The 20,164-nt window shown below is 70.8% G+C and carries 18 protein-coding genes; 9 read left to right on the plus strand and 9 right to left on the minus strand.

Translation table 11 applies throughout. The annotated features are described in order from the left end of the window. Nucleotides 1-24: 24 nt before the first annotated feature. The gene (locus tag LK06_RS07660; RefSeq protein WP_043433670.1) at nucleotides 25-1,413 is read left to right on the plus strand and encodes a cysteine desulfurase/sulfurtransferase TusA family protein; all 1,389 of its coding nucleotides are present in this window, start codon (nucleotides 25-27) and stop codon (nucleotides 1,411-1,413) included. Between the two features lie 126 nt (nucleotides 1,414-1,539). Here the strand turns inward: LK06_RS07660 and LK06_RS07665 are convergent, their stop codons facing one another. After that, nucleotides 1,540-2,514: a carbohydrate kinase family protein gene (locus LK06_RS07665; RefSeq protein WP_039655770.1), complete on the minus strand. Its 975-nt coding sequence runs from the start codon at nucleotides 2,512-2,514 to the stop codon at nucleotides 1,540-1,542. Between the two features lie 181 nt (nucleotides 2,515-2,695). On the opposite strand from LK06_RS07665, the gene LK06_RS07670 reads away from it, so the two are divergent. Continuing rightward, nucleotides 2,696-2,917, plus strand: coding sequence for a hypothetical protein (locus LK06_RS07670; RefSeq protein WP_039655769.1), 222 nt, complete (start codon nucleotides 2,696-2,698; stop codon nucleotides 2,915-2,917). Nucleotides 2,918-3,019: 102 nt separating this feature from the next. Further along, nucleotides 3,020-4,603 carry a hypothetical protein gene (locus LK06_RS07675; protein WP_043433668.1) on the plus strand — a complete coding sequence of 528 codons (1,584 nt, stop codon included), beginning with the start codon at nucleotides 3,020-3,022 and terminating at the stop codon, nucleotides 4,601-4,603. Nucleotides 4,604-4,683: 80 nt separating this feature from the next. On the opposite strand, the gene LK06_RS07680 is transcribed toward LK06_RS07675, so the two are convergent. Further along, nucleotides 4,684-5,040 (minus strand): HesB/IscA family protein, encoded by a 357-nt coding sequence (locus LK06_RS07680; protein WP_043406853.1) that lies wholly within the window; start codon nucleotides 5,038-5,040, stop codon nucleotides 4,684-4,686. A gap of 352 nt (nucleotides 5,041-5,392) precedes the next feature. Between LK06_RS07680 and LK06_RS07690 the strand changes: the two genes are divergently transcribed. Both LK06_RS07690 and nadA read left to right on the plus strand, forming a co-directional pair. After that, entirely contained in the window at nucleotides 5,393-6,103 is a 711-nt protein-coding gene (locus LK06_RS07690; RefSeq protein WP_039655764.1) for an RICIN domain-containing protein, read from the plus strand. Nucleotides 6,104-6,355: 252 nt separating this feature from the next. Then, complete coding sequence (nadA, locus tag LK06_RS07695) at nucleotides 6,356-7,540, plus strand: quinolinate synthase NadA (RefSeq protein WP_039656085.1); 1,185 nt, start codon at nucleotides 6,356-6,358, stop codon at nucleotides 7,538-7,540. Nucleotides 7,541-7,678: 138 nt separating this feature from the next. Here nadA and LK06_RS07700 read toward each other — a convergent pair whose 3' ends face one another. The 5 genes from LK06_RS07700 to LK06_RS07720 form a co-directional block, all read right to left on the minus strand. Continuing rightward, entirely contained in the window at nucleotides 7,679-10,795 is a 3,117-nt protein-coding gene (locus LK06_RS07700; RefSeq protein WP_043433666.1) for an efflux RND transporter permease subunit, read from the minus strand. Nucleotides 10,796-10,956: 161 nt separating this feature from the next. Continuing rightward, a complete protein-coding gene (locus LK06_RS07705) occupies nucleotides 10,957-11,637 on the minus strand; it encodes a response regulator (protein WP_039655760.1) in 681 nt (226 codons plus the stop codon). Continuing rightward, nucleotides 11,634-12,890 carry a sensor histidine kinase gene (locus LK06_RS07710; protein ID WP_052318931.1) on the minus strand — a complete coding sequence of 419 codons (1,257 nt, stop codon included), beginning with the start codon at nucleotides 12,888-12,890 and terminating at the stop codon, nucleotides 11,634-11,636. Before LK06_RS07710 ends, LK06_RS07705 begins: the two co-directional genes overlap by 4 nt. Before the next feature lie 186 nt (nucleotides 12,891-13,076). After that, the gene (gene pspAA, locus LK06_RS07715; protein ID WP_039655757.1) at nucleotides 13,077-13,355 is read right to left on the minus strand and encodes a PspA-associated protein PspAA; all 279 of its coding nucleotides are present in this window, start codon (nucleotides 13,353-13,355) and stop codon (nucleotides 13,077-13,079) included. Nucleotides 13,356-13,388: 33 nt separating this feature from the next. Further along, nucleotides 13,389-14,180: a PspA/IM30 family protein gene (locus LK06_RS07720; RefSeq protein ID WP_039655756.1), complete on the minus strand. Its 792-nt coding sequence runs from the start codon at nucleotides 14,178-14,180 to the stop codon at nucleotides 13,389-13,391. Nucleotides 14,181-14,449: 269 nt separating this feature from the next. Between LK06_RS07720 and LK06_RS07725 the strand changes: the two genes are divergently transcribed. Then, nucleotides 14,450-15,079: a DUF3043 domain-containing protein gene (locus tag LK06_RS07725; RefSeq protein ID WP_174673823.1), complete on the plus strand. Its 630-nt coding sequence runs from the start codon at nucleotides 14,450-14,452 to the stop codon at nucleotides 15,077-15,079. Nucleotides 15,080-15,162: 83 nt separating this feature from the next. Then, nucleotides 15,163-15,864, plus strand: coding sequence for a class I SAM-dependent methyltransferase (locus LK06_RS07730; protein WP_039655753.1), 702 nt, complete (start codon nucleotides 15,163-15,165; stop codon nucleotides 15,862-15,864). 478 nt (nucleotides 15,865-16,342) lie between these two features. Here LK06_RS07730 and LK06_RS07735 read toward each other — a convergent pair whose 3' ends face one another. Further along, complete coding sequence (locus LK06_RS07735) at nucleotides 16,343-16,555, minus strand: hypothetical protein (RefSeq protein ID WP_039655751.1); 213 nt, start codon at nucleotides 16,553-16,555, stop codon at nucleotides 16,343-16,345. Nucleotides 16,556-16,636: 81 nt separating this feature from the next. Between LK06_RS07735 and LK06_RS07740 the strand changes: the two genes are divergently transcribed. Then, nucleotides 16,637-17,839, plus strand: a complete 1,203-nt coding sequence (locus LK06_RS07740; RefSeq protein ID WP_039655749.1) for a bifunctional adenosylcobinamide kinase/adenosylcobinamide-phosphate guanylyltransferase — start codon at nucleotides 16,637-16,639, stop codon at nucleotides 17,837-17,839. A 55-nt stretch (nucleotides 17,840-17,894) separates the two neighbouring features. Here LK06_RS07740 and LK06_RS07745 read toward each other — a convergent pair whose 3' ends face one another. Beyond that, entirely contained in the window at nucleotides 17,895-18,914 is a 1,020-nt protein-coding gene (locus LK06_RS07745) for a class I SAM-dependent methyltransferase (protein WP_039655747.1), read from the minus strand. A 133-nt stretch (nucleotides 18,915-19,047) separates the two neighbouring features. Between LK06_RS07745 and cobT the strand changes: the two genes are divergently transcribed. After that, nucleotides 19,048-20,148, plus strand: a complete 1,101-nt coding sequence (gene cobT, locus LK06_RS07750) for a nicotinate-nucleotide--dimethylbenzimidazole phosphoribosyltransferase (RefSeq protein ID WP_039655745.1) — start codon at nucleotides 19,048-19,050, stop codon at nucleotides 20,146-20,148. Nucleotides 20,149-20,164 lie beyond the last annotated feature (16 nt).

Genomic DNA, 20,164 nt, shown 5'->3' on the forward strand with positions numbered 1-20,164 from the left:
CGGAGGAAGCCTTAACGTTGCTGCGTGCCCTACTTCGACGCCGCCTCCGCCGTCCCTCTCCATCCTGTGGCCCGCCAGGCGCTGTTGGCCTCCCTGGACGAAGGGTGGGCCGATCCCACCAGGCTGCACCGGGAAGGACGCAGGGCCCGGATGCTCTTGGACGCGGCGCGGGAGGCCGCCGCCGAGGCCGTGGGGTGCCGGCCCGGCGAAATCGTCTTCACCTCATCCGGGACGCGGGCCGTGCACACCGGTGTGGCGGGAGCCCTGGCGGGGCGGAGGCGGGTGGGACACCACCTGATCGTGTCAACGGTGGAACATTCCTCGGTACTCCATTCGGCGGATTCGTTCGAAGTGGAGGGCGGGACGGTCGACCGCGTGCCGGTGGACCGGACCGGAGCCGTCGACCCGTCCGGCTACGCCGCCGCGCTCCGGCCGGACACCGCCCTGGCCTGTCTGCAATCGGCCAACCACGAGGTGGGCACGGTACAGCCGGTGGCCGAGGTGGCCGCCGTGTGTCGGGCGGCCGGGGTGCCGCTGTTCGTGGACGCGGCGCAGTCGCTGGGGTGGGGGCCCGTCGAGGGTGACTGGTCGCTGCTGGCGGGCAGTGCGCACAAGTGGGGCGGACCCTCCGGGGTCGGGCTGCTCGTGGTGCGGAAGGGGGTGCGGTTCGCCGCCCAAGGACCAGTGGACGAGCGGGAGTCGGGACGAGCCGCCGGGTTCGAGAACATCCCGGCCATCGTGGCGGCCGTGGCCTCCCTACGCGCGGTGCGGATCGAGGCGGCCGAGGAGACGGTGCGGCTGCGGGAACTGACGGCACGGATCCGGGCGGAGGTGCCGCGGCTGGTGCCGGACGTGGAGGTGGTGGGCGATGCCGGGCGACGGCTGCCGGGAATCGTCACTTTCTCCTGTCTCTACGTGGACGGAGAGGCACTGCTGCACGAGCTGGACCGGGAGGGGTTCTCCGTTTCGTCCGGGTCGTCGTGCACCAGCAGCACTCTGACGCCCAGCCACGTACTGAAGGCGATGGGGGTACTGAGCGAGGGCAACGTGCGCGTATCACTGCCGCCGGGGACGGCGGAGGCGGACGTGGCGCGGTTCCTCCAGGTGCTGCCGCGGGTCGTGGCGGGGGTCCGGGAGAAGCTCGGGGCACCGGCACCGGCACCGGCACCGGCGGTCACGGTGGCGGACGACGTGATCGCCGTCGACGCACTGGGCAAGCGCTGTCCGGTACCCGTCATCGAGCTGGCGAAGATCTTCGGGGACGTACCGGTGGGCGGCACGGTCCGAGTGCTCTCCGACGACGAGGCGGCCCGGCTGGACATCCCGGCGTGGTGCGAGATGCGGGGACAGGAGTACGTCGGGGAGGAGCCGGCACCGCGGGGCACGGCGTACCTGGTCCGCCGGGTGAGCTGATCGAGTCGTCCTCGGACACACCCCTCGGGACGTGGGCGTGTCCGAGGACAGCAGGTACTACTGCGGGTGCGGCCCGGGCTCAGGGGAGACGGCCCCTCCCCCACGCGCCACGCCGACCCGCTCGGATCACCCGAGGTGGACCTGGACCTCTTCGGCGGCCGCATGCCCGTACGCCTTGGTGAACCGCTCCATGAAGTGCGCCCTGCGCAGCTGGTACTCCTGTGTCCCCACCGTCTCGATGACCAGGGTGGCGAGCATGCAGCCGACCTGCGCGGCACGCTCTGGGGGGACCCCCCAGGCCAGGCCGGAGAGGAACCCGGCGCGGAAGGCGTCGCCGACGCCCGTGGGGTCGGCCTTGCGCTCCTCCTCCGGGCACCCCACCTCGATCGGGTCCTCGCCGACGCACTCGATACGGACGCCCCGGGAGCCGAGCGTGGTGACCCGGTGGCCGACCTTGGAGAGGATCTCGGCATCCGTCCAGCCGGTCTTGGACTCGATCAGTCCCTTCTCGTACTCGTTGGAGAACAGGTAGGTCGCTCCTTCGAGCAGCACCCGGATCTCCTCTCCCTCCATGCGGGCGATCTGCTGCGAGAAGTCGGCGGCGAACGGGATGTCCCGGGCGCGGCACTCCTCGGTGTGACGCAGCATCGCCTCGGGGTCGTCGGCACCGATGAGGACCAGGTCGAGTCCACCCACACGGTCCGCGACGGTCTTGAGCTCGATGAGTCGGGCCTCGCTCATGGCGCCGGTGTAGAAGGAGCCGATCTGGTTGTGGTCGGCGTCAGTGGTGCACACGAAACGGGCGGTGTGCAGCGTCTCGGAGATGCGGACCGAGTCGGTGTCCACACCGTTGCGGTCGAGCCAAGCACGGTATTCGTCGAAGTCGAAGCCGGCGGCACCGACCAGGATGGGCTGCGTGCCGAGGTTGCCCATGCCGAAGGCGATGTTCGCGCCGACCCCGCCCCGGCGCACGTCCAGGTTGTCGACCAGGAAGGAGAGCGAAACCGTGTGCAGCTGGTCCGCGACCAACTGGTCGGCGAAGCGGCCGGGGAAGGTCATGAGGTGGTCAGTGGCGATGGAGCCGGTGACTGCGATGCGCACGACGGGAATTCTCCTGCGGAATAAGAAAGGTGCGCGCGATAGCGCTCGTTGGAAGGTGGCGGTGGCAGATGGGGGCAGGTTGACAGTTCACGCTACCCGCTCACGCGCCAGCACTGAAGCTGGCAAAACTACCCGATAGTAGCTCTTTCTTCGCAGCCATGAACATGCCTACTGTGCCGTCATGACGAACCTCAGGGTCAACTCCACCGCTCCCGCCGGTCTCGAAGGCGACCTGGACGGCGACCTCGCCGCTCTGCGTGGGGACTGCGCGCGGATGGCTCCGCACTGGATGGCCCCCGAGCACGCCGATCCGCGCCCGGTGCCGCCCTCCTTCATCCACGGAGTGACCGTGCCGGTGCGGTCCGCCCGGTTGCTGGACGCGATGTCCGACTACGGCGACTGACACACCAGGCGCGTTCCAGGGAACCGTGCGCTCCCCTCCCTCGTCCCATCGCCGTCCCCCCACCCAGGGGATGCGGGATACGACCCAGCGAGGAGCGATGCGGTGAACACCGAGCGACCTGAGAACCCCGGGGAACCGGAGGTGCCCGAGACTTCCGGGGCGTGTGCGACCGAGGAACCGCGGTCCGACGACGGGAACCCGGGAAAGCGGCCTTGGTGGCGTCGCTCACCACTGGTCGTCGCCTCCGTCGCCGCCACGGTACTGCTGGTAGGGGGCGGAGGCGCGTACCTCACTGCGGGCGGGGGCGGCGGCCGTACCGGCCCGGGCGCCTCCGGCGGCGGGACCACCCCGCCACCGCTGGCCCTGGACAACCGGACGAACGGCGGCACCGAGGGCATCGCACCCGGTGAACCGGATCCGTACGGCGCTCGGTACGTGGCACGGGGCGATCTGCCCGAGGGGCCCGACTCGGCGCCGGTGTACCGGCCGGGGGCCGACGTCGGCAAGGAGCAAGTGGTCCGGCTCGCACAGGCGCTCGGGGTCGAGGGGGCACCCGTGGCCGAGGGGCGGATCTGGCGGGTCGGGGGCAAGGACGGCTCCGGGCCGAGTCTCCAAGTGCACCGGGACGCCCCGGGCAACTGGACCTTCAACCGCTACGCCCCGGGCACCGACAACTGCAAGAGGGGGGCCATCTGCGCGCACGACCCGATGGCTCCCGCCGGGACCCCGGTGAGCGTGGCGGAGGCGGAGAAGGCTGCGGCACCGGCGCTCAAGGCCGCCGGACTGGACGGCGCGACGATCGACGCGACCCAGATCATGGGCGCCCAGCGTGTGGTCACCGCTGATCCGGTGGTCGGCGGACTACCCACATACGGCTGGACGACCGGCCTGACCGTCGACCGGCAGGGCCGGCTGGTGGGCGGCCACGGATTGCTGGGGACCCTGGTGAAGGGCGACACGTATCCGGTGCTGGACGCGGCAAAGACGCTGAAGCTGATGAACGGGACGCCGAAGAACGACCACCGGATGCGGATCGGCGGCTGCGCCAGTCCGGTACCGCTGAGGGACCGGCTGGGGCAGCCGTGCGGCGCGTCCACGGGGGTGCCGAAGCGCGGTCCGGAGACGGTCACGATCGAGAAGGCGGTGTTCGGACTGGCCGCACACTCCGTCCACGGGCGGCAGGCGCTGGTGCCGTCCTGGCTGTTCCAGGCGCGCGGGTCCGAGGCGCGGGGCGCCTTCACGGTGACGCATCCGGCGATCGACCCGAGCTACCTGGCCTCGGCGTCGACGGCTCCCCCGGCGCAACCGTCCTCAGCACAGCCGTCCTCAGCACAGCCGTCCTCAGCACAGCCGTCCTCGGCACAGCCGTCCTCGGCGCCGAAGGACCGGAACGTGAAGGTGAACGGATACACAGCCGACGACCGGGAGCTGACCGTGAGCTTCTTCGGCGGAGTGTGCGCCGACTACACGGCCTCGGCCCGGGAGAGCGACGAGCGGGTGACGGTCACGGTTGCCCAGCGGCCGTGGCCGGACAAGGTCTGCCCGCTGATCGTCAAGGAGTACGTGCAGACCGTGCAGCTGGACCAGCCGCTGAACGGGCGGACGGTGGTCGGGGCCGACGGCGAGCAGATCCCGAGGACGAAGCCGGGGGCCCTGCGGCCGAGCACGTCGACACGGGCACGTTAGGGGTCCTCCAGCACGCGGAAGGCGGCGGGCCCCTGTTCGGGGACCGCCGCCTTCTCCGTCAGACCGCGCTGCGTGTCAGCTCAGCTGAAGGAGTCACCGCAGGCGCAGGAGCCGGTCGCGTTCGGGTTGTCGATCGTGAAGCCCTGCTTCTCGATCGTGTCGACGAAGTCGACGGTTGCGCCGCCCAGGTACGGAGCGCTCATGCGGTCGGTCACCACCTTGACCCCGCCGAAGTCCTTCTCCACGTCACCGTCGAGCGAGCGCTCATCGAAGAAGAGCTGGTAGCGCAGGCCGGAGCAGCCGCCGGGCTGGACGGCGACACGCAGGGCGAGGTCGTCACGGCCTTCCTGGTCGAGCAGGGCCTTGACCTTGGACGCAGCGGCGTCGGTCAGGATGATGCCGTCGGTGACGGTGCTGGTCTCGTCCGATACGGACATCTACATCTCTCCCGGGTTGTACGGAGACTGCTTGCCGACGGTTGCAACCGGCGGGACGGCGGATTCATTCCGCGCCGGGCGTGGGTCTTCGTCGTCTCTTCGTCATGGTTCTTCCTTCCCCATGCTCGCACACGGGTCCGGCACTGGTGCGTCAGCCAGAAAGCAGGACTTTCCGGCCAGTACGTGACTCTGCTCATGACAGCTCCGCACCCCGACCCATGGAATGAACGCGCACGACGGGGGCGTGAAGATCGCGGGGAGACAGTGTGTGCCCTGTGTGGGGCCACGCCGACCAAGCCGAGCCGCACCGGCCCCGTGGTGACGAGCAGGTTCCCACAGGAAGGACACCGCCATGAGACGCCGCACAGCGGCTCTACTGACCCCGGCCTTGGCTTTCGCCGGAGCCCTGGCCCTCCCGGCCACCGCGCACGCCGAGGCCCCCGGCAACTGCGTCACCTCGCACAACGGCCCGCTCGCCCTCGCCGACTGCACGGGCGTGGCGAAGGGCACGACCTGGCAGGCCCGGGCCGTCTGCATGCACGTCATCTCCGGCCAGCCGCTTGACTACTGGCGCAACGGCACGCTCGCCACCGGCAACGGCAGGTCGGTGGTGTACTGCAACCGCGGCGACTACGCGACCAAGACGATCAGGACGGTGACCCTGTCCGTGGCCGGCAAGCAGGGCCGCCTGGTCGGCTACGGCGGCAAGTGCGTGGACATCCAGCACGCCAAGGCGTCGAACTCCACCGCAGTGCAGCTCTACCACTGCAACGGCACGGCCGCCCAGTGGTGGACCCTGGGCAATGACCACACCGTACGCGGTCTGGGGTACTGCCTGAACGTGGAGTGGGGGCGCAGAGCGAACGGCACCCACGTGGAAATCTACAAGTGCGTCCCGGGCGCCACGGGCGAGCAGTGGATTCCGCAGCCCAACGGCTCCCTGAAGAACGTCCTGACCGGCAAGTGCCTGGACGACCTCGGCTTCAACACGAAGGACAGGACCCGGTTGGGCATCTGGGACTGCAACGGGCTGGCCAACCAGAAATGGACACTGACGCAGTGATCACGGCATAGCACCCGAAGGTCCCCCGCCCGGAGCGGGCCAGGATGCGGGCGCACGGTGTGGCGGCGGTGGGGAACTCGCCGCCGCACCCTCGCCGCCGCCCGGGCCGCGCCGGGGGCCGTCGAGGTGAGGTGAACCCCGGGTCCACGACCGGGATTCACGTCACATCGACGCTATGGCCATCGTCAAAGTGACGTGAAGCGGTTATGATAGATAGCGTCAGTTAGACGAAAAGTAGAAAGGGTGCGTGTCGTGACCACCGCCCAGACCCCGGAGCTCGACGTGCAGCCGACTCCGCTCGCCCTGCTGTTGCTCGGCCGGGAGGCCGACCCGAAGAGCGAGCGGGGCGTCGAGTGCCCCGGTGACCTGCCGTCACCGTCCGACCCCGATCTGGTCGAGCGCGCCCGCGCCGCCAAGGAGAAGCTCGGTGACAGGGTCTTCGTGCTCGGCCACCACTACCAGCGCGACGAGGTCATCCAGTTCGCCGACGTCACGGGCGACTCCTTCAAGCTGGCCCGGGACGCGGCCGCGCGCCCGGAAGCGGAGTACATCGTCTTCTGCGGTGTGCACTTCATGGCCGAGTCGGCGGACATCCTGACGTCGGACGACCAGAAGGTCGTCCTCCCCGACCTCGCCGCCGGCTGCTCCATGGCCGACATGGCGACGGCCGAGCAGGTCGCGGAGTGCTGGGACGTACTGACGGAGGCCGGGATAGCCGAGCAGGTGGTGCCCGTCTCCTACATGAACTCCTCCGCCGACATCAAGGCGTTCACCGGCAAGCACGGCGGCACGATCTGCACCTCGTCGAACGCGAAGCGCGCGCTCGACTGGGCCTTCGAGCAGGGCGAGAAGGTCCTGTTCCTCCCCGACCAGCACCTGGGCCGCAACACCGCCGTCCGCGACATGGGGATGTCTCTGGACGACTGCGTGGTCTACAACCCGCACAAGCCGAACGGCGGACTGACCGCCGAGGAGCTGCGCGCCGCCAAGATGATCCTCTGGCGCGGTCACTGCTCGGTGCACGGACGCTTCAACCTGGACTCGGTCAACGACGTGCGGGCCCGCATCCCCGGCGTGAACGTCCTGGTCCACCCGGAGTGCACGCACGAGGTCGTGGCCGCGGCGGACCACGTCGGCTCGACCGAGCACATCATCAAGACCCTCGAAACCGCCCCGGCCGGTTCCAAGTGGGCCATCGGCACCGAACTGAACCTGGTCCGCCGCCTGGCGAACCGTTTCGCTCCCGAGGGCAAGGAGATCGTCTTCCTCGACAAGACGGTCTGCTTCTGCTCGACCATGAACCGCATCGACCTGCCCCACCTGGTCTGGGCCCTGGAGTCCCTGGCCGAGGGCAACCTGGTCAACCGCATCGAGGTCGACAAGGAGACCGAGGCGTTCGCGAAGCTGGCGCTGGAGCGGATGCTGGCGCTGCCGTAGCCACCACCACGAGACACGCGAAGGGGGCCGCACCGATGGTGCGGCCCCCTTCCCATGGAGCAGACCCGGCGCCGACGGGGCTGGAGCCGCGCCCGGCAGCGTGTGCCCGCGACGGAGCGAACGTTGCCCGTCGCGGCACTAGACCTGCGCCGGCTCCGGTTCCGCCGGCCCCGGTTCCGTCGGGGCGGTCAGGCCGTTGCGATCCGTCCCCTTCCCCGCCTGGCGCTCCTTGCCGAGTTCGATCATGGCGTAGAGCGTCGGGACGAGCAGCAGGGTCAGCAGGGTCGACGTGATCAAGCCGCCGATGACCACGACCGCGAGCGGCTGGGCAATGAATCCGCCCTCACCTGTGACGCCCAAGGCCATCGGAAGCAGGGCGAAGATCGTCGCCAGTGCCGTCATGAGAATCGGGCGGAGCCGGTGCCGACCGCCCTCCACCACGGCTTCGACGACCCCGCACCCCTGCTTGCGGTACTGGTTGATCAGATCGATCAGCACGATCGCGTTGGTCACCACGATGCCGATCAACATCAGCATGCCGATCATCGCCGGGACGCCCAGGGGGGTACCGGTGACGACCAGCAGACCGAGCGCGCCCGTCGCCGCGAACGGAATGGAGACCAGCAGGATCAACGGCTGGACGAGCGAACGGAACGTCGCGACCAGGAGCATGAAGACGATCGCGATCGCCGCCAGCATGGCCAGGCCCAGATTCTTGAACGCGTCGTCCTGGTTGGAGGTCACGCCACCGATCTCCGCCGTGGCGCCCACCGGCAGCTTCAGCGCCTTGATCTTCGACTGGAGCTCGCTGCTCACCGCTCCCGTGTTGTCGCCGGTCGGCTTCGCGGTGATCGTCGCGGCACGCTGACCGTCGATGCGGGTCAGCGAGACCGGACCGTCCACCAGTTTCACCGTGGCGATGTCGCCCAGCTTCACCGGCCCGAGGCGCACGTTCCGCAGCTGTGCCAGGGTGGTCGCGGGCTTCGCCGACCTCACGACGATGTCCCGCTCGGTGTCGTCGAGCGTGGCCTTCGCCACCGCCGTACCACGTACCGCCTGCGCCACCGCGGCACCCAGTTTCTGGTCGTCGAACCCGGCCGCAGCCGCCTTGGCGTCGGCCTTCACCGAGATCCGCGGCACGCTCTGCGCCAGGTTGCTGGTGACGTCCGTGACGTGGTCGAGGCCGGCCACGGTGGAACGCACCTGCGCGGCGGCCCGGCTCAGCACCTGTGGATCGGACGCCTTCACCACGACGCTGAGGTCCTGGTTGCCGAAGCCGTCACCGGCCGACACCGTGGTGGTGCCGATGCCTTTGAGCTTCCTCAGCCCGTCCTCCAGCCGCCGCTGCACCTCGTCGTAGGACGCCGAATCCTTCAGCATCACCTGGTAGGACGCCTGGTTGGTGTCCGTACCGCCGCCGAAAGCCGCCCGGAAACCAGAGGAGCCGACGGTGACCTGGTAGTCCTTGACACCCTTCGTGGAGGCGAGCAGGTTCTCGACCCGCCGGGCCTGCACGTCCGTCGCCGCGAGGCTGGTGCCGGGCTTCAGCTCCTGCTTGACGGTGAGCACCTGCTGCTCGCCCTGATCGAAGAAGTTCGTCTTCAGCAACCCGGACATGCCGAACGTGAGGACCAGGACGGCCACGGCGATCAACACGCTGGTGAGGCGGCGGCGGGTGGCGAAACGCAGGACCGGGACGTAGGCGCGCTGGAGCCGGCTGCCCGCTTCCCGCTGCTCGGCCCTGCGGCGGGCCTCCTCGGCGTCCTCAGGAGTGCCCTTGGGGGCGCGTAGGAACCAGTACGACAGGACCGGGACGACCGTCAGCGAGACCAGGAGGGAGGCCAGCAGGGCCGCCGTGACGGTGATGCTGAACGAGCCGAACAGGGCGCCCACCATACCGCCGACCAGTCCGATCGGCAGGAACACGGCGACCGTGGTGAAGGTGGAGGAGGTGACCGCACCGGCCACCTCGCGCACCGCGGCGAGGATGGCCTCCTTGCGTTCCTCGCCGTAACCGAGGTGGCGTTTGATGTTCTCCAGGACCACGATCGAGTCGTCGACGACGCGGCCGATGGCGATGGTCAGCGCGCCGAGCGTGAGCATGTTGAGCGACAGACCGCGCGTCCACAGCACGATCAGCGCGAGCACCACGGACAGGGGGATGGATACCGCCGTGACCAGCGTCGAGCGGATCGACGCCAGGAACACCAGGATGACCAGAACCGCGAAGAGCAGGCCGAGCGCGCCCTCGGTGGTCAGGCCCTTGATGGACTTGGACACGGCCGGGCCCTGGTCGCTGACGACGGTGAGCTTCGCTCCCGAGCCGAGGTCCTGGCGCAGGTCGGGCAGCTTGTCCCGGACCGCGTCGGAGATGGACACGGCGCTGCCGTCGTGGTCCATGGTGACGTTGACGGCGAGGCTCGGCCGGCCGTCGGTACGGGTGAGGGAGTCGGCCGGAGCGGGCTGTTCCTGCACGGCGGCCACGTCGCCGAGGCGCACCGGCTTCCCGGCGCCCTGGCCGGTGACCACCAGGTCCCGGATCTGCTTGAGCGAGGTGAAGCCGCCGCCGACCTGGACGGTGCGGTTGGCGCCGTCCTCGTCGAAGGAGCCGGCCGGAACGGTCGCACCGCCCGCTCTGAGGGCCTGACCGAGGGCGGCGGAGGTGAGGCCCGCGTCGGCCAGCTTCACCTCGTCCGGGGTGACGGTGACCTGCAGGTCGCGCACGCCGGTCACCTGGACGCGGCCGACGCCGTCGATGTCCTTCAGGGCCGGCACGACCGTCTTGTCGAGCCGGTCGGCCAGGGCCTGCTGGTCCTTGCCGGACGTGGCGGCGAGGACCACGGTCGGCATGTCGTCGGTCGAGCCGGAGATGACCTGCGGGTCAACGCCGTCCGGAAGCCGGTTACGGGCCCGGTTGACGGCCTGCTGGACGTCTGAAACGAGCTGCTTGGTGTCGTTGCCGTAGTCGAAGGACGCCATGATCACGGCATGGCCCTCGCTCGCGGTCGAGGTGACACCGGTGACACCGGCGACGGCCTGCAGGTTGTTCTCGATCGGCTCGACGACCTGCTTCTCGACCACGTCGGGCGAGGCACCCTGGTACGGCGCGATCACCGACACCATGGGCAGGTCGATGGTGGGGAGGAGTTGCTGTTTGATCTGCGGTATCGCGATCAGTCCGAAGACGAGCGCGACGAGCGACATGAGCCCGATGAGGGCACGCTGGGCGAGGCTGAATCTCGACAGCCAGGACATGGGTTACGGGTCCCTCTCCTGTGGGCAGCAGAAGCGGCGGAAGGGCGCACAGGTGAGCGCCCACCCCAACACCCTCGGCCACGCCGGACGGCGATTCCGTAGGCCGCAGGTCCATTTCCTTATCGGGCCCCTACTCCGCGCGCAGTACGGGCAGGTGGAGATCAGTCCATCCGCGGGCGTACCAGGCCCGACTCGTACGCGATCACGACGAGCTGGGCCCGGTCCCGCGCGCCGAGCTTGGCCATGGCCCGGTTGACGTGTGTCTTCACGGTCAGCGGACTCACTTCCAGGCGCCCGGCGATCTCGTCGTTGGAGTGACCGCCGGCCACCTGGACGAGTACCTCCCGCTCCCGGCCGGTGAGCGCGCCGAGCCGTTCGGAGCGGTCCAGAGCACGGCCGTCGTCGACGGTGCCCTGGGCGAGGAAACGGGCGATCAGACCCCTCGTGGCCGCCGGAGAGAGCAGTGCCTCGCCGCCCGCGGCGACCCGGATGGCATGGAGTAGTTCCTCGGGCTCGCTGCCCTTGCCGAGGAAGCCGGATGCGCCCGCCCGCAGGGCCTGGACAACGTAGTCGTCGACCTCGAAGGTGGTCAGGATGACCACCCGGACATGGGCGAGGGACGGGTCGGCGCCGATCAGGCGGGTGGCGGCGAGTCCGTCAGTACCGGGCATCCGGATGTCCATGAGGACGACGTCGGCCGCCCGCTCGCCGGCCAGCCGGACCGCCTCCGCGCCGTCGGGAGCCTCCCCCACCACCTCCATGTCAGGCTCGGAGTCGACCAGCACCCGGAACGCGCTGCGCAGCAGCGCCTGATCGTCGGCGAGCAGGACACGGATCGTCATACGGGCTCCCCCGGTGCCGTCGTACCGGCCCCCGTACTGGTCTCGGTACGGCTCCCGGTGCGGTTCTCGACGGGCAGGATCGCATGGACGCAGAAACCTCCGCCGTGGCGGGGTCCGGTGGTCAGGGTGCCGCCGAGGGCGGTGACGCGCTCGCGCATGCCGAGCAGCCCGTGCCCGCCGCCCGTTGCCTCGGCGGCGCCGTCCGGCGAGCCGTCGTCGACGACAGTGACCTCGATGTCCGAGCCGACGCGTACGACACTGACCTCGGCTCTGGCGCCGGTGCCGGCGTGTTTGCGCACGTTGGTCAGAGCTTCCTGGATGATCCGGTATGCGGCCAGGTCGACGGCTGCCGGGAGCACGCCGCTCTGGCCGGCACCGGCCACTTCCACCGGAAGGCCCGCGCTACGGAAGGTGGCGGCCAGTTCCTCCAGACGGCTGAGGCCAGGGGCGGGTTCCGTGGGGGCCTCGGGGTCGCCGGACTGGCGAAGCAGGCCGACGGTGGCCCGCAGCTCGTTCAGCGCGCTGCGGCCGGCCTCGCGGACATGTGCCAGGGCTTCCCTGGCCTGGTCGGGCCGCTTGTCCATGACGTGCGCCGCGACGCCGGCCTGCACATTGACCAGAGCAATGTGGTGGGCAACGACATCGTGCAGGTCACGGGCGATACGCAGCCGCTCCTCGGCGACCCGGCGGCGGGCCTCCTCCTCACGGGTGCGCTCGGCGCGTTCCGCGCGCTCCCGGATGGCCTGCACGACCGCCCGGCGGCTGCGTACGGCGTCCCCGGCGGTGGCGCCGATCCCGGTCCACGCGAGTACGCCCAGGTTCTCCTGGGCGTACCAGGGCAAGGGGCCGCCGAGAACCGCGGCGGCCGTCAGCACGGTCATGGTGAGCAGGCCGACCCGCCAGGTGGTGGTGCGATCGGTGGTCGAGGCGACGGTGTAGAGCGCGACGACGGCGGACATCGCGACCGGGGCACGCGGGTCGCCAGTGACGGACTCGATCACGGAGACGGTGCCGGTGACGACGAGGACCGTCATGGAGGCTCGGCGGCGGAAGACCAGTGCGGCGGCGCCCAGCGTCATCAGCAGGAGACCGAGGGGGTCCGGGGCGCGCACACCCCAGGTGACGCCGTTGGCGCCGCGGGGCACCACGAAGGAGCCGACGACCATGCACAGCAGCACGCCCGCCGCGAGGGCCGCGTCCAGAGCGAGGGGGTGGGCCCTCAGGCCACACCACGCGCGTTCGAGAGTGCTCACGGAGATGAACAGTACGAGGCCCGCGGCGCAGGCACTGCCGTCGCGGGACCCCCTGTCGTCACCCTGCGGGAGGCAGAGAGGTCCGCGGACGACGGCCACGACGGCGGCCAGCGTCCCGGAGCGGCGCGCAACGCGTGCCCGGCCGCCGCGGGCCGGCAGTCGCCGGGCCGCGGGCTCCGACCGGGATCAGCCCGGAATCAGTCCGTCGTCGCTGAGCAGTTCCTGGACCTCCTCCAGCGTCGACTCCGGCGACGGAAGGATCAGCTCGGACGGTTCCAGGGCGTCGTCCGGCAGCGGGGTCCCGAAGCGGCGCACGGCGTCCAGGAGAGCGGTGAGCGTGGCGCGGAAGCCCGCGTCGTCGCCGTTCTCCATCTCCGCCAGCAGCTCGTCGTCGAGCTTGTTCAGCTCGGTGAGGTGGGCGTCCTCCAGCTTCACCTGGCCCTCCCCCATGATCCGTACGATCACGTCGGCCTCCTCGGCTCGGGTCTCGGCGCCGGACTACTGCTTGTCCAAGCGCGGAGTGTCCTGCGGCTGCTGCTGGGACTGGCCCTGCCCGGTGCCGCCCTCGATGGCCTGCTGCGGGGAGCCTCCGGCCAGCTCGGCCTTCATGCGCTGCAGTTCCAGCTCTACATCCGTACCACCGGAGAGCCGGTCCAGCTCGGCCGCGATGTCGTCCTTGGCCATGCCGCTCGGGTCGTCCAGGGCACCGGAGGCGAGGAGCTCGTCGATCGCGCCGGCTCGGGCCTGCAACTGCTGCGTCTTGTCTTCGGCACGCTGGATGGCGAGACCGACGTCGCCCATCTCCTCGGAGATGCCGGAAAAGGCCTCACCGATCCGGGTCTGGGCCTGGGCAGCGGTGTAGGTGGCCTTGATCGTCTCCTTCTTCGTGCGGAAGGCGTCCACCTTGGCCTGCAGGCGCTGGGCCGCCAGAGTGAGTTTCTCCTCCTCACCCTGGAGAGTGGAATGCTGCGTCTCCAGGTCCGTGACCTGCTGCTGGAGGGCAGCGCGCCGGGACAGCGCCTCGCGGGCCAAGTCCTCGCGGCCGAGCGCGAGCGCCTTGCGGCCCTGGTCCTCCAGCTTGGAGGACTGCTGCTGCAACTGATTCAGCTGGAGTTCCAGGCGCTTGCGGCTGGTCGCCACGTCGGCGACGCCGCGGCGCACCTTCTGCAGCAGCTCCAGCTGCTTCTGGTACGAGTAATCGAGGGTCTCGCGCGGGTCCTCGGCCCGGTCAAGGGCCTTGTTCGCCTTCGCGCGGAAGATCATCCCCATACGCTTCATGACACCGCTCATGGGCTTCGCGCGCCCCCTTCTGACGGACTCCAGCTCACAGATCCTGCGACAGAACCCACAGTACGGGCCCTGACTCCATTACCGCACTGTCCGGGGAGTAATGCGCTCATTCCCGAGGACGACTGCGGACGCTACCCCTCCGGCGTAGGGAGGAGGTAATCCCCTGCCGGAGCCCTTGCCGGACCCCACCGGGGCCCGGCCGGAACGTACCCCCTGTCCCTCTACAGACGCCCGGCGTTGCCGGATCGTTCCCCACAAGGCTGGGGTCCATGCCGGTGCAGCGCTTACGCTTGGGTTTTGTGTTCCGTAGCCGTGCCAAGGAAGAGAAGGCCCCGAACGCCGACAAGGCGCCGGTGACCGACTCCAAGCAGCCCCGTGACCCGCAGGCCCCCAAGGGCCGACCCACACCCAAACGCAGCGAGGCGCAGTCCCAGCGCCGCAGCGTCGCCAACACTCCAATGACCCGCAAGGATGCTGCGAAGCGTCAACGCGAGGAGCGCCGTCAGGCGATGGAGCGCCAGCGCCAGGCGCTGGCCGGCGGCGACGAGCGCTATCTGCCGGCCCGGGACAAGGGCCCGGTCCGCCGGTTCGCCCGGAACTGGGTGGACTCGCGCTTCAACGTGGCGGAGTTCTTCCTGCCCTTGGCGGTGGTGATCCTCGTGCTGAGCGTGGTGCGGGTGCCTGCCGTCCAGAGCATCGCGTTGCTGCTGTGGCTGATCGTGATCGTGCTGATCGTGCTGGACTCGGTGGTCAGCGGCTTCCGCCTGAGGAAGCGGCTCAAGGAGCGCTTCCCGGATGGGAACGCCCGCGGCGCGGTCGCATACGCCCTGATGCGTTCCCTCCAGGTGCGCCGGCTCCGGCTGCCCAAGCCGCAGGTCAAGCGCGGAGAGCGGCCCTGAGCGCTGACGCTTTCACCGGGGGTGCGGCGAACGCCTGGCTGGACAAGCTGGGCGGACTGCGTGACGTCGTACGGCAGGAGCTGGTGGCCCGGCAGCTGGACGAGCAGATAGCCGGGCGTTTCCCGGTCGGGCAGCGGCTGCGCGTGCTCGACGTGGGGATGGGCCAGGGAACGCAGGCCGTGCGACTGGCCCGGCTCGGTCACGACGTGACGGGTGTCGAGCAGGACGCGACGATGATCGCCGCCGCGCGTCAGGCACTGGCCACCGAGCCGGACGGCATTCGTGCCCGGGTGCGGCTGGTGGAGGGCGACGGGCGGGACACCGGGGTGCACTTCCTGCCGGGCAGCTTCGACGTGGTGCTGTGCCACGGGGTGCTGATGTACGTCGACGAGCCCGACCCGCTGGTGGCCGGCCTGGCCCGGATGCTGGCGCCCGGCGGGCTGCTGTCCCTGCTGGTCCGCAACGGCGACGCGCTCGCCATGCGCCCGGGCTTGGCCGGGGACTGGGCGGGCGCCCTGACCGCCTTCGGCACCACCGCCTACCGGAACCGTCTCGGCCTGGACGTGCGAGCCGACCGGCTCGCTGCGCTCACGGCCACCCTCGACGGGATCGCCGCCCCCCTGCACACCTGGTACGGCGTACGGGTCTTCACCGACACGGCACTGGACGACGCGGAGTTCCCGGAAGACCTGCAGACGCTACTCGCGGTCGAGGAGCGGGCCGGGCGCACGGATCCCTACCGCGGTGTGGCGGCCCTGCTGCACCTGTGCGGGGTACGGGGCTGAGGCCCTTCGGGGGACAGCGTGGACCGGTTGACCGGCGCACCACGAGACCCGGGACATGGAGTGCGGCCGGCCGGGCGGAGCCGCGGCCCGGTGACGTCATCGTGGGGCAGGGTGATCGGCCGTTTATCGCCTCATCGCCCGCACCTCGTTGTCGCATGCGCCGGCGGCGGACGAGCCGGGCCGACGGACACCGGTGACACCTCAGCGGGACGGCATGGAGAAGAGGTCGAGGCGGCCCTGGGAAAGCGGTGAGAAGGGGTGGGTGCCCTCCTCACCGCAGCGCCGGTGCCTCTGGTGCCGCGGCAGACAGCGTTGCCCACCGAGGAGCGTCGTCCGGTGCGCGCTCGGGGGTCCTCCCGGCCGGAGGGAGGAGGAGTACCGACCGCAAGCCCTCGTACTGGAGGTACGTGGGTTTCCGGGTGGCGGTGAGCATCGCGTGCCGGGCCTCGTGTCGGGGCGAGCGGTGCCCGTTGCGGCACTAGGGGGTGTCGGCGTGCAGGCTCATCGGCCCGTAGATCTCCGTGTTCTCCTCGAACAGCCGCACCTGGTCGGCCCCGCCCTCCTGCAGTGCCTTCCAGTGCTCGCCGATCCAGGACTCGGCATCGCCTTGCGTGGTGAACTCCTCGGGCTGCACTGCGGGCTGGACCTCCGTCCCGTCGGCCTTCTCGAACCGCCACGTCCATGCCGTCATGTGGGCCTCCTTGTGATCCAACACCTGCTGGCAGCCTAGCCGGAAGCGCAAGACCCGCCGGTACAGGCGAAAATCGGTCCCGTGAACATCACTCTGCTCGGTACCGGTGCCCCCGCGGGACTACCTCGCCCCGACTGCCTCTGCGCCGCCTGTGCGGCGGCGCTCGGGCCGGACGCGCGGGCCGCCACCGCACTGCTGGTGGCCGGGGCGCTGCTGCTCGACCTGACACCGGGCGCGGCCTTCGCGGCGGCACGGGCCGGGCAATCGCTCAGCGGGGTCAGTCAGGTGCTGCTGTCGCATCCGCACAACGGGCCCGCGGTGGAGGTGCCGGCCGGACTGCCGCAGCCCGGGCGGGTGCCGGACGGGCGGGAGTTGGCGCTGCTGACGGGGCATCGGGTGCGGGCCGTGGCGATGGACGCGGGCGGCACCGGCTACGCGGTGACCGGGCCGGACGGACAGCGGCTGCTCTACCTGCCGCCCGGCGGGGCGCCGGCCGGCCTGGAGGAGGCGACGGCAGAACCGTACGACATGGTTCTTGCGGATGTCGTGGGCCGCCCGGACGCACTCGCCCGGCTGCGGGCGGTCGGTTCCGTCGGTCCGACGACCGACGTGCTCGCCGTCCACCTCGACCACGACGTTCCGCCCGGCGCGGAGTTGCGGCGGCGACTGGCCGCGGCCGGGGCGCGTGCGGTACCGGACGGTACGACGCTGGTGGTGGGTGCCTACGAGGAGGTACCGGACGTACCGCGCCGGACGCTGGTGCTGGGCGGGGCACGCTCGGGGAAGTCGGTGGAGGCGGAACGGCGGCTGGAAGCGTTCCCGGACGTGCTGTACGTGGCCACCGGCGGAACCCGGGGCGGGGACACCGAGTGGGCGGCGCGGGTGGCCGCGCACCGGGAGCGGCGGCCGGGGTCGTGGCACACGACGGAGACGACGGACCTGACGCCACTGCTGACCGAGGACGGGCCGCCGCTGCTGATCGACTGTCTGTCGCTGTGGCTGACGGACGTCATGGACTCAGTGGGGGCGTGGGACGACGCGGAGTGGGCGGGCGGCGGCGAGAAGGCCTTGCGGAAGAGGGTGCGGGAGCTGGCCGAGGCGGTGCGGTGCACTCGGCGGACCGTCGTCGCCGTGTCCAACGAGGTGGGCTCGGGGATCGTGCCGGCCACGCCGTCCGGGCGGCGCTACCGGGACGAACTCGGGCGGCTGAACGCAGCGTTCGCCGGCGAGTGCGAACAGGTGCTGCTGGTCGTCGCCGGTCAGTCCATGGTGCTCCGCGGCTGACGGACGATCGGCGGCGTCACCGGACCGTGGCCGTGGCCACGGCCACGGTCCGCCGCTATGTCCTGTCCTTGCGGGCCACGATCCGGTACGCGTTGGAGAACGGAGTGCGGCGGAGCAAGGGCGCCAGGGCACGGTCCGCGGCGGACGCCACGGCCGGCAGGGGCACCGCCACCGTCCTCAGGAAAGGGTGGACCCGAGCCAGCGCCAGGGAGAGGGCGGCGGACAGGTCGTCGGGGATGTGCGGGCTTCTGCGGTCCGTCGCGAGGATCGCGCAGCCCTGGACCTCCAGCTCGGTACGGAGGTTGTCGAGGGGCATCAGGTGCAGGTGGCGGGGTTGGCTGTGCGGGAGCCACCACTTGCCCAGGAGCGTGGCGAACGCACAGCTCGGGTCGGGGACCTCGACCACGAGATGGCCGCCGGGACGGAGGGCGGTCAGAGCGCCACGGAGTTCGGCACGCGGATCGGGGGCGTGTTGGAGATGGTGGAACATGCTGACCACGTCGTAGCGGGCGCGCAGGCGGGCCGCCATGCCGGGGGTCGAGAGGTAGCCGCGGTGGGACTCCTCGAGCAGGCCCGCACGCCGGGCCCGCTCGGCGCGGGCGGTCGGGTCGAGGCCGTCGAAGCTGGTGTAGGGGAAGAACTCCTGGGCCACCTCGGGGAACTGGGCGTGGCCCGTGCCCACGTCCAGCCAGCTCTCCGGTTCCGGGAACCGACTGGGCACGGACAGCCAGGAGGCGGTGGCGCGGTGCCGGCGGCGGACGGCCCTGGTGGAGAGGGGGCGGGCGACGAACTGCTCCCGTTGCCTCTCGTGCAGACCCCGGTGGAAGGAGGCCAGTCCTTCCGGCGTGAGCCGCGGATTCTGGAAGGCGTGGGCGCAGTCACCGCATTGGTCCACGACGAACGGACCTGGCCGCTGCCGCAGTGGGTCGGGGACACGCAACCGGGTACGCAGGTTGCGTGAGCCGCACCAGGGACATTCCTCGCGGCGCGGTTCCCGAAACGCGCCGGTCGCCGCCGCGGTGGCGGACGGGGTGGCGGCCGGGGCGATGTACGGCGTTGGGGGCGAGGTCGGCATGAGCGACTCCCTGTGCGACATTCCGCTGCAAACCGGAACGTATGGGATGCCAAGCCCCGGTGCAATGACGTGGCGGGGGTGTGGTGGCGATGTGGCGCGGAAGCGTCCGTGCGCTGGCGGTACTGTTCGGCGAATGAGCAGGCTTAATCTGGACGACTTCACCGATCTGATCGAGCGCCCGGACGGGGGCGTGCGCCGTGACGCCGAGGCCCGGCGGGAGCGCCAGATCGTGCCGCCCGGCGCCCTCGGACGCCTCGACGAACTGGGCGAGTGGCTGGCCGCCGCGCAGGGTGCCGTACCGGTGCGGCCGGTCGAACGGCCACGGGTGGTCCTCTTCGCCGGCGATCACGGCGTCGCCGAGCTGGGTGTCTCGGCCCGGCCCGCGGGCAGCGCGGAGCACCTGGTGCGGGCGACGTTGGAGGGCGCGAGCCCGGTGGCGGTGCTGGCGCGCCGTCTCGACGCAACCGTCCGGGTCGTGGACATGGCCCTGGACTGCGCGCCGGACGCCTTCCCGGAGGACGTCGTACGGCACCGGGTGCGGCGGGGCAGCGGCCGTATCGACATCGAGGACGCGCTCCCCCAGGAAGAGGCCGAGGCGGCCCTGCGGGCTGGGATCGCGATCGCCGACGAGGAGGCCGACTCGGGTACGGACCTGGTGGTGCTCGGCGACATCAGCGTGGGCGGGACGACGGCGGCGGCGGTGCTGATCGCCGCGCTGTGCGGAACCGACGCGTCCGTGGTCACCGGCCGGGGCGGTCTCGCGATCGATGACCTGGCATGGATGCGCAAGTGCGCGGCGATCCGGGACGCGCTGCGGCGGGCGCGGCCGGTGCTCGGCGACCAACTGCACCTACTGGCGACCGTGGGCGGGGCCGACCTGGCGGCGATGACCGGCTTCCTGCTGCAGTGCGCGGTGCGCAAGCTGCCGGTGATCCTGGACGGGGTGGTGACCGCCGCCTGCGCGCTGGTCGGGCAGCGGGTCGCCTTCCGGGCGCCGGACTGGTGGCTGGCCGGACACGACAGCGGGGAGCCTGGGCAGGCGAAGGCGCTGGACCGCATGGCTCTGGAGCCGCTGCTGGAGCAGGGCGTGAAGATCGGCGAGGGGGTCGGCGCACTGCTGGCTCTCCCACTGGTGCGCAGTGCCGCCGCGCTGGCCGCCGAACTACCCGAGGAACCCGAGGCGGCAGAGGTCGCCGAACCGGCCGAGCAGCCTGGGGCGGAAGAGAAGGAGTAGACGGGGAGCGGCTGTT

This window comes from Streptomyces pluripotens (assembly GCF_000802245.2).
GTDB classification, from domain to species: Bacteria; Actinomycetota; Actinomycetes; order Streptomycetales; family Streptomycetaceae; genus Streptomyces; species Streptomyces pluripotens.

What these genes read in the sequence shown, in the direction of transcription:
- LK06_RS07670 (WP_039655769.1), top strand. Translation starts at nt 2,696, where the DNA reads ATGACGAACCTCAGGGTCAACTCCACCGCTCCCGCCGGTCTCGAAGGC.
- LK06_RS07680 (WP_043406853.1), bottom strand. Translation starts at nt 5,040, where the DNA reads ATGTCCGTATCGGACGAGACCAGCACCGTCACCGACGGCATCATCCTG.
- LK06_RS07690 (WP_039655764.1), top strand. Translation starts at nt 5,393, where the DNA reads ATGAGACGCCGCACAGCGGCTCTACTGACCCCGGCCTTGGCTTTCGCC.
- LK06_RS07700 (WP_043433666.1), bottom strand. Translation starts at nt 10,795, where the DNA reads ATGTCCTGGCTGTCGAGATTCAGCCTCGCCCAGCGTGCCCTCATCGGG.
- LK06_RS07705 (WP_039655760.1), bottom strand. Translation starts at nt 11,637, where the DNA reads ATGACGATCCGTGTCCTGCTCGCCGACGATCAGGCGCTGCTGCGCAGC.
- LK06_RS07720 (WP_039655756.1), bottom strand. Translation starts at nt 14,180, where the DNA reads ATGAGCGGTGTCATGAAGCGTATGGGGATGATCTTCCGCGCGAAGGCG.
- LK06_RS07725 (WP_174673823.1), top strand. Translation starts at nt 14,450, where the DNA reads ATGCCGGTGCAGCGCTTACGCTTGGGTTTTGTGTTCCGTAGCCGTGCC.
- LK06_RS07735 (WP_039655751.1), bottom strand. Translation starts at nt 16,555, where the DNA reads ATGACGGCATGGACGTGGCGGTTCGAGAAGGCCGACGGGACGGAGGTC.
- LK06_RS07745 (WP_039655747.1), bottom strand. Translation starts at nt 18,914, where the DNA reads ATGCCGACCTCGCCCCCAACGCCGTACATCGCCCCGGCCGCCACCCCG.
- cobT (WP_039655745.1), top strand. Translation starts at nt 19,048, where the DNA reads ATGAGCAGGCTTAATCTGGACGACTTCACCGATCTGATCGAGCGCCCG.